Source organism: Umezawaea sp. NPDC059074, from assembly GCF_042738955.1.
Taxonomy (GTDB): Bacteria; Actinomycetota; Actinomycetes; order Mycobacteriales; family Pseudonocardiaceae; genus Umezawaea.
Genome location: NZ_JBHYHC010000230.1, coordinates 1 through 8374 on the forward strand (window position 1 = coordinate 1; position 8374 = coordinate 8374).

7 protein-coding genes are annotated in these 8374 nt (G+C 70.3%); 6 read left to right on the plus strand and 1 reads right to left on the minus strand.

All coding sequences use genetic code 11. The annotated features are described in order from the left end of the window. The first annotated feature begins 371 nt into the window (after positions 1 to 371). From ACFWW9_RS44765 to ACFWW9_RS44780, 4 genes are all read left to right on the plus strand, one after another. Complete coding sequence (locus ACFWW9_RS44765) at positions 372 to 1169, plus strand: hypothetical protein (protein WP_390389522.1); 798 nt, start codon at positions 372 to 374, stop codon at positions 1167 to 1169. A gap of 22 nt (positions 1170 to 1191) precedes the next feature. Further along, positions 1192 to 1713: a gamma carbonic anhydrase family protein gene (locus ACFWW9_RS44770; RefSeq protein WP_390389524.1), complete on the plus strand. Its 522-nt coding sequence runs from the start codon at positions 1192 to 1194 to the stop codon at positions 1711 to 1713. A 16-nt stretch (positions 1714 to 1729) separates the two neighbouring features. Then, positions 1730 to 2407: a uracil-DNA glycosylase gene (locus ACFWW9_RS44775; RefSeq protein WP_390389526.1), complete on the plus strand. Its 678-nt coding sequence runs from the start codon at positions 1730 to 1732 to the stop codon at positions 2405 to 2407. Positions 2408 to 2518: 111 nt separating this feature from the next. Further along, positions 2519 to 3769 carry an MFS transporter gene (locus ACFWW9_RS44780; RefSeq protein WP_390389528.1) on the plus strand — a complete coding sequence of 417 codons (1251 nt, stop codon included), beginning with the start codon at positions 2519 to 2521 and terminating at the stop codon, positions 3767 to 3769. Here ACFWW9_RS44780 and rpmB read toward each other — a convergent pair. Beyond that, entirely contained in the window at positions 3741 to 3932 is a 192-nt protein-coding gene (gene rpmB / locus ACFWW9_RS44785; protein ID WP_106188104.1) for a 50S ribosomal protein L28, read from the minus strand. The two genes, ACFWW9_RS44780 and rpmB, sit on opposite strands and share 29 nt — an antisense overlap. A gap of 160 nt (positions 3933 to 4092) precedes the next feature. On the opposite strand from rpmB, the gene ACFWW9_RS44790 reads away from it, so the two are divergent. Together ACFWW9_RS44790 and recG are read left to right on the plus strand one after the other, a co-directional pair. Beyond that, on the plus strand, positions 4093 to 5697 hold the full coding sequence (locus ACFWW9_RS44790) for a DAK2 domain-containing protein (protein ID WP_390389531.1): 1605 nt from the start codon (positions 4093 to 4095) through the stop codon (positions 5695 to 5697). A 14-nt stretch (positions 5698 to 5711) separates the two neighbouring features. Beyond that, the gene (recG, locus tag ACFWW9_RS44795; RefSeq protein WP_390389532.1) at positions 5712 to 7907 is read left to right on the plus strand and encodes an ATP-dependent DNA helicase RecG; all 2196 of its coding nucleotides are present in this window, start codon (positions 5712 to 5714) and stop codon (positions 7905 to 7907) included. The last annotated feature ends 467 nt before the right edge of the window (positions 7908 to 8374 follow it).

Below are 8374 nucleotides of genomic sequence, written 5' to 3' on the forward strand. Positions count from 1 at the left end.
GGGCTTTGGGGCACTGCCTTTTGGCCCGATCAAGGGGCAAATCTAGGGGCCCCAAATCAAATCGGACACAGCGCGCTGGGAGTCGAAGCCGCTGGCCGGATGCGCTGGAAATCGAAGCCGCCAAGTAGGCAGGCTGGAACCGGCGCGCAGCCGCCCAGCCACCCCGAAAGTCGAAGCCGCCGGAAAGTCTGGAGCGACACCCGGTCAGCTCTCCTGCTCGACCCCCACCCGGCGGTACCGTGAAACTCTCGATCTTCGGGGGGAGACACACGGTGGAGTGGCCGCATCGACCGCTTGTGCTGAGTGAACGCACGCTTCGGCGGGGCTGGGAGACCGGGTGGGCCGTGGTGCTTCCGGTCGGGTTCGGTGTCGTGACCTGGTTCTTCAGCGGGAACCTCTGGTTGACCGGGTTGGCCGCCGCCGTGTTCGGGGTGTTGTTCTGGCAGATCGCGCGGCCCCGGTTCGAGGAACCTCCTGGGCGGCACGTGGTCGTTGACGACAACCCGTCGGCTCCCGTGGAGCCTGTGTGGGCGCAGGTGCGGTGGGTGTCGTCGTCTCGGGTGCCGCGTGTGGTTCCCGTGGTGGCGTTGGCCGACGCGCGTGGTGGTGAGGTGCGGCAGGTGTTTCGGGTGGCCTGTGGGGATGCGCCTGATCAGCTTCGGGCTGATGGGATTCCGTTTGCCGCCGAGTTGGTTGTCGCTCACCCGCCTTTGTTGCGGGTTGGTGGGGAGGAGCCTGTGGCGTTGCGGCAGGCGCAGGCCGTTAGTTCGTCCACGCTCGTGGAGCCGGAGTTTGCCGAGCCGCCGTTGCCTCCTACCTCTCCGGTGCTCAGTCAGTGGTGGCAGCGCGTGTTCGTGCGCAAGGTGAGCCTGCTGTTAGGGGGCGATCCACAGTGGATTCCGGTGCGGTTGGTGCCTGCTCCTGTCGGGTTGACGATGCCGTGGGTGGTGGTGCGGCCCAGTGATGGGCACGTGTTGGCTCGGCAGTACCTGCCCCGTGCGTTGGCCGGGGTGCCGGCAGGGCCGCATAGTGGGTTGATGGGGGTTGCTCGCGGGTCGGCTGTGCTGGACGAGAACGAAGCGGGCGACTCCGTGGACGGTGTGCTCTACGGTCAAGGCTGGTCGAACCCGGTCCTCCTGCGCGGGATTCGCATCCGGCACGTGGGCTGAACCCCTGTGAGGAGGGAGTTGCGTGGCCATCTACGCCTTGGGCGCGTACGAGCCGGAGATCCACCCGGAGGCGTACGTGCACCCCGACGCGACCGTGATCGGTGACGTGAGGATCGCGGCGTTCGCGTCGGTGTGGCCGCAGGCCGTGTTGCGCGGCGACTACGGGCGGATCGAGATCGGGGCGCGGACCAGCGTGCAGGACGGAACCGTCATCCACTGCACCGAGGTGCACCCGGCGCAGATCGGGGAGGAGTGCGTGATCGGGCACAACGTGCACATCGAGGGGGCGACCATCGCCGATCGCTGTTTGATCGCGTCCGGGTCCGTTGTGCTGAACGGGGCCGTGGTCGGGGAAGGCGCGATCGTGGGGGCCGGTGCGGTCGTGTCGTTCGAGGGGCACGTGCCCGCTCGGTCGATGGCGTTGGGGGTGCCCGCGAAGATCCGGGCGGGGCACGTCGTGCCGGAACGTGCCTGGCAGTTCGCGGTCGACCGGTACGTCGCGAACATCGCCTTGTACCGCAAGGAACTGCGCAGGCTCGACTGAGATAGGGTCACGCGCTGTGCCTGGACGTCCCCTGAACGAGATCGTGGAAACCGGATGGGCTGAAGCACTCGCCCCCGTTTCCGACCGCATCGCCGAAATGGGCGAGTTCCTGCGTGCCGAAGTCGCCGCGGGCCACACATACCTCCCGGCGGGCGAGAACGTGCTGCGCGCGTTCCAGCAGCCCTTCCACAAGGTGCGCGCCCTCATCGTGGGCCAGGACCCCTACCCGACACCGGGCCACGCCGTCGGCCTGAGCTTCTCGGTGTCGCCCGACACCAGGCCGATCCCCAAGAGCCTGATCAACATCTACAAGGAGTACGTCGAGGACCTCGGCTACCCCACCCCGTCCAACGGCGACCTCACGCCGTGGACCGAGCAGGGCGTGCTGCTGCTCAACAGGTGCCTGACGCTCCGCACGGGCGTCTCGAACTCCCACCAGAACAAGGGCTGGGAGAAGATCACCGAGCAGGCCATCCGCGCGCTGGCGGCCCGCGAGGAGCCGATGGTCGCGATCCTGTGGGGCCGCGCGGCCCGCAACCTCAAGCCCATGCTGGACCCGGTGCCGTGCATCGAGTCCGCCCACCCGAGCCCGCTGTCGGCGCACGGCGGCTTCTTCGGCTCCCGGCCGTTCAGCAAGGCGAACGAGCTGCTGGAGAAGCAGGGCGCTGCCCCGATCGACTGGAAGCTGCCCTAGCCCGTACCCGCTGTGCCGGAGCCGCCCGTCGAGATCCCTCGGCGGGCGGCTCCTCGTTGTACTGCGGTTAACCGATGTCACCGCGCGGGCTTGGCCGCTAGCGTCGGCGCGATGTGGGGGAAACGGGATCTGCTGCTGGTGTGCGGTGGGGCGGCGGTGTCGGCGTTCGGGAACTCGGTCACGATCATCGTGCTGCTGCTGCACGCCCAACGGATCAACTCGCTGGCGGTGTCCGGGGTGCTGGTGGCGAGCATGGTGCCGGTGGCGTTGGGGGCGCCGCTGGCCGGGCTGCTGGTGGACCGGTTGCGGAACCGGCGGCTGCTGGTCGGGGCGTTGCTGCTGCAAGGGGTGGCGCTGGTGGGGATCGGCGCGGGGCTGGCGCACCTGCCGGTCGTGCTGGGGCTGCTGGTGGTGCAGGGGTGCGGGCAGGCGGTGGCGAACCCCGCCGCGTCGTCGCTGGTGCCGAGGATCGTGGGGGAGGACGACGCCACGCGCGGCTACTCGTGGCTGGCGACCGGGCGGACCGTGGGGCTGATCGCGGGATCGGCCGGTGGGGCGCTGCTGATCGCAGGAGTGGGGTTCCGCGACGCGCTGTTCGTGGACGCGGGCACGTTCCTGGTCGAGGCGCTGCTGGTGGCGTTCGTGCGGGCGGACCGGGATCCGCGAGGGGAGCCGCGCGACCAGGCGTCGGCGCGCAGCGACGCGATGGCGGGGCTGGCGTTCGTGCGGGCGGACCGGGTGCTGCTGGTCGCCGTGGGCGGGATGGCGTTCGCGATCGGCTGCATCGTGCTGATCAACGTCGCCGACCCGTTCTACATCGTGGACGTCCTGCACGGCGACGCGATCACGTTCGGCCTGCTCCAGTCGTGCTGGGTGATCGGCGTGCTGATCGGCGCGCGGCTCGTCGGCCGGGTCACGTCCGAGCGCGGACTGGTGCTGGCGCTGGGGTTCGGCGGGTGCGTGATCGGGTTGGCCGTGTGCCTGCCCGCCGCGTTCCCGGCCGTGGCGACGACGGCCGTGGGGTGGGTGTTCGGCGGTAGCTCGAACGGCGTGCAGGGCGTGGCCCAGCAGGGGCTCGTGCGGCTGCGGACGCCGGAGCCGTTGCGCGGGCGGGTGTTCGCGGCCGCGAGTTCGCTGATCATCACGGCGAACCTGACCGGAACCGTCGTGTCGGCGGGGGTCGTCGGGCTGCTGGGACCGCGGTGGGCGTTCGCGATCGGCGGGATGGGCGCGTTCCTGGCTGGCGCGGTCACGCTCGCCCTGGGCGCCACCCCGGAAAAGGCGGAAGCCCGGACACCGTGTGGTGTCCGGGCTTCCGCTTCAGGGCTGGAGATCAGCCGCGCACGACCTTGCCCGCCTTGATGCAGGAGGTGCACACGTTCAGCCGCTGGCGCTGCGAGGAGGAAACCTTCGCGCGCACGGACTGGATGTTCGGGTTCCACCGGCGGTTCGTCTTCCGGTGGGAGTGCGAGACAGAATGGCCGAAGCCCGGCCCCTTGTTACAGACGTCGCACACGGCAGCCACGTCAGCCACTCCTTAGGGTTGCTCATTTCGTACTCACGCCCCGGCGGGCGCGCAAGCGTGCACAAGCCTCAGCCGGGCATGGCAACACCGATGAGGGTAACCGGTGTGCGGTGCCGAGACCAAACCGGGGGCTGTCGGGGCGAGTGGCTACGCTCCCGCCATGCAGGTCCTCGATGCCGGAGCGGTGCGCCAGTGGGCGGACGCGTGCGTGCGGTCACTGGACGCGAATCGCGAGGCGATCGACCGCATCAACGTCTACCCGGTCCCCGACGGCGACACCGGCACGAACCTCCTCCAGACCATGCGGTCGGCGCTGGACGCCCTGCTGCGCGCGCCGTCGGACGCCGCGGGCACGTCCCTCGCGGCGCTGGCCAGGGGCGCGCTGGCGGGTGCTCGCGGCAACTCCGGGGTGATCCTGTCCCAGGTGCTGCGCGGGCTCGCGGAGACCGTCCAGGGGGCCTCCACGATGACCGGCGGCGCGCTGCGGCAGGCGTTGCGCCGGGCCGACGTGCTGGCCACCGCCGCCGTGTCCAAGCCCGTGCCCGGCACCGTGCTGTCGGTGCTGCACGCCGCCGCCGAGGCCGCGGGCGACGGGCCGGACGACCTGGAGCACGTCATCACGTCCGCCGCGAAGGCCGGGGCCGCCGCGCTCGCCGACACCCCGCGCCAGCTGGCCGTTCTCGCCAAGGCCGGGGTCGTGGACGCGGGCGGGCGCGGACTTCTGGTGCTCTTGGACACACTCGCCGCCGTCATCACCGGCCGCGAGGAGGAGACCGAGGTCGTCCCGGTGCTGCCGAGGACCCCGGAATCCCTGACCACCGGCCGGGAAGCGGGCTCCACCGAGTACGAGTACGAGGTCATGTACCTGCTCGACGGGACGACCGACGCGGGCGTCGACGGCCTGCGCGCGGCGCTCGGCGGACTCGGCGACTGCGTGTCCGTGGTCGGAGACGGCGCCGAGCTGTGGACCGTCCACGTGCACTGCAACGACATCGGCGCGGTCATCGAGGCGGGCATCGGCGTCGGACGGCCGCACCGGATCACCGTGGCCCGCTTCGCCGACCAGATCGCCGCCCAGGCCCCGCGCTTCGTGCGCGACCGGGCCGTCGTCGTGCTCGTCAGCGGGCAGGGCGCGGTCGAGCTGTTCCGCGCCGAGGGGGCCGTCGTCCTCGACCTGGCCACGCTGGACGTCCCGACCGCGGCGGACCTGCTGGCCGTCCTGGTCGGCACCCGCGCCCGCCAGGTCACCGTCCTGCCCGGCGCGGCGGACCTGCGCGACCTCCTCGACGACGCCGTCGGCCAGGCCGTGGCGGCGGGCCAGGACGTCGTCGTGGTGCCGACCGCGTCCCCGGTCCAGGTGCTCGCCGCCATCGCCGTGCACGACCCGTCCCGCCGCCCCGGCGACGACGTGGTCGCGATGGCCGAGGCCGCCGCCGCCACCCGGCGCGGCGAACTGGCCGTGTCGGACAGCGCGGGCATCACGTGGGTCGGCCGCGTCGAGGTGGGCGACCTGCTCGGCACCCTGGACGGCGAGGTCGTCCTCATCGAACCCGGCCCCTCCGACGTCGGCGACCTCGCGTGCCGCCTGGTCGACCGGATGCTCGGCGGAGGCGGCGAACTCGTGACGGCCGTGCTCGGCGCGGACGCCCCCGACGACCTCGCCGAGCTGCTCGAGGACCACCTCCGGCTGAGCCACCCCGAGGTGGAACTGACCGTCTACCAGGGCGGACAGCCGGACGCGATCATCTTTGTCGGTGTCGAGTAGTTGAATGGGCGGCGATGACCACCTTTGACGAGAAGCTGGTGTCGGTGCTCGGCAAGAAGAGCGCCGACGCGCTGGAGGCCGGGCTCGGCCTGCTGACGATCGGCGACCTGCTGCGGCACTACCCGCGCCGGTACGACGAGCGGGGGAAGCTGACCGAGATCGCCAGTCTGGAGCTGGGCGAGCACGTGACCGTGCAGGCGAAGGTCAAGACGGGCAAGAAGCGCGCCATGAAGAACCGGCGCGGCTACATGTTCGAGGCGACCATCACCGACGGCATGAACGAGCTGCAGCTGGTGTTCTTCGGCGCGCCGGCGCACGTCGCCGAGACCGAGCTGCTGCCCGGCAGGCAGGCGATGTTCGCGGGCAAGGTCGGGCGGTTCAACAACAAGCTCCAGCTGGCGCACCCGGACTTCGAGGTGCTCAAGGACGAGGCCCCGGACACGGCGGCGGACCGCTTCGCCCAGGCGTTCATCCCGGTCTACCCGGCCGCGCAGGGCATCCAGTCGTGGAACATCGTCAACTGCGTCAAGCAGGTGCTGGACGTGTGGGACGGCGTCCCGGAAGCCGCCGACCCGCTGCCCGCGCGGCTGCGGTCGGAGCGTTCCCTGATGCCGCTGGAGGAGGCGCTGCGCGCGATCCACCGCCCGGACAGCTGGGCGATGATCACGCTGGCGCAGCAGCGGTTGAAGTGGGACGAGGCGATGGCCGTGCAGCTCGCACTGGCCCAGCGACGGCAGTCGGCGGGCGCCCGCCCGGCCCCCGCGTGCCCGTTGCGGCCGGGGGAGATCCTGGAGGCGTTCGACGCGCGGCTGCCGTTCACGCTGACGAACGGGCAGCGCGAGATCGGCGACGAGGTCGCGGACGAGCTGTCCGGCACGCACCCGATGAACCGGCTGTTGCAGGGGGAGGTCGGGTCGGGCAAGACGATGGTCGCCTTGCGGGCGATGTTGCAGGTCGTGGACGCCGGGCGGCAGGCGGCGATGTTGGCGCCGACCGAGGTGTTGGCGGCGCAGCACGCGCGGTCGTTGGGGGAGATGCTGGGGGACCTCGCGCAGGCCGGGGAGTTGGGGGCGGCGGAGCACGCGACGCGGTTGACGTTGCTGACCGGGTCGATGAGCGCGCCGCAGCGCAAGAAGGCGATGCTGGAGATCGTGTCCGGCGAGGCCGGGATCGTGGTGGGGACGCACGCGCTGATCCAGGACAAGGTGACGTTCGCCGACCTGGGGTTGGTCGTGGTGGACGAGCAGCACCGGTTCGGGGTGGAGCAGCGGGATGCTCTTCGGGGGCGGGCTCGGGAGGGGGCTTCGCCGCACGTGCTGGTGATGACGGCTACGCCGATTCCGCGGACCGTGGCCATGACGGTGTACGGGGACCTGACGGTGTCGGCGTTGCGCGAGCTGCCGCAGGGGCGGTCGCCGATCAGCACGTCGCTGGTGCCGTTGGCGGAGAAGCCGCAGTGGTTGTCGCGGGCCTGGCAGCGGATTCACGAAGAGGTCGCGAAGGGGCATCAGGTTTACGTGGTGTGCCCGCGGATCGGTGACGGGGAGACGGACGAGGACGGGGCGGAGCCGCCCAAGGAGGACGCGTCGGATCGGCGGCCGCCGTTGGCCGTGGTGGATGTGGCCAACCGGTTGGCTGAGGGGCCGTTGCGGGGGTTGTCGATCGCGATCCTGCACGGGCGGTTGCCTGCGGACGAGAAGGACGCGGTGATGAGGGCTTTTGCCGCTAATGCGACGCAGGTGTTGGTGGCTACGACGGTGATCGAGGTTGGGGTGAACGTGCCGAACGCGACCGTGATGGTGATCATGGATGCGGATCGGTTCGGGGTTAGTCAGCTGCATCAGTTGCGAGGGCGGGTGGGGCGGGGGAGTGCTCCAGGGTTGTGCCTGCTCGTGACCGAGATGCCTGACGGGACTTCGACTATGGAGCGGTTGAGGGCTGTGGAGTCCACGTTGGACGGGTTCGAGTTGGCGCAGTTGGACCTGGAGTTGAGGCGTGAAGGGGACATCCTGGGGGCCGCTCAGTCCGGGATGAGGTCTGGGTTGAAGATGCTGTCGTTGTTGAGGGATGAAGAGTTGATTCGGGATGCTCGGGGGGAGGCTCAGAGGGTTGTGGAAGGTGACCCGGAGTTGAGTGGGCATGCGGGGTTGGCTGGGTTGGTGGCTGGGTTGTTGGATGAGGAGAGGGCGGAGTACCTGGAGAAGGCTTGAGGTGGGGGGTGTTTGGGTGCGGGCTAGCTAGCCGCCCTCGCTGGCCCAGCTTTCCGGCGACTCAACCGCCCAGCGGCCCTGCCGCTTGCCGACAATCCGGTCGTTCGGCAACGTTCCGCGATCTCGCTGCTCTCGCCCAGTGGCTTCGCTGTCCGACCGACAAGCCGGTCGCTCGGTGCCCCTCGCCGATCCAGTTGCCTGGCGGTTCACCTGCCCAGCCGCCCAGCGGCTCCGCAGGCAACCCTCGGCTGCTCGGGATGTCCCGCGATCTCGTCGCTCCCACCCGGCCGCTCAGTGGTCCCGTCACCTCTTTGGCGGGTTTGGCTTACGCGTATGTGTGGCGTCGTGGTGGTTTGGCGAACCCCGATTGCGCCAATTATCCCACCCCTTTTCGCTTTGTCAAGGCTGGAAAGACGCCTTGACAAAGCGAAAAGGGGGGGGGGGGCCAAAACAAACGGGGGGCGGCC

Bases quoted from the DNA above. Each gene is read 5' to 3' on its own strand.
- ACFWW9_RS44780 (WP_390389528.1), top strand. From the start codon at position 2,519: ATGTGGGGGAAACGGGATCTGCTGCTGGTGTGCGGTGGGGCGGCGGTG.
- ACFWW9_RS44790 (WP_390389531.1), top strand. From the start codon at position 4,093: ATGCAGGTCCTCGATGCCGGAGCGGTGCGCCAGTGGGCGGACGCGTGC.
- recG (WP_390389532.1), top strand. From the start codon at position 5,712: ATGACCACCTTTGACGAGAAGCTGGTGTCGGTGCTCGGCAAGAAGAGC.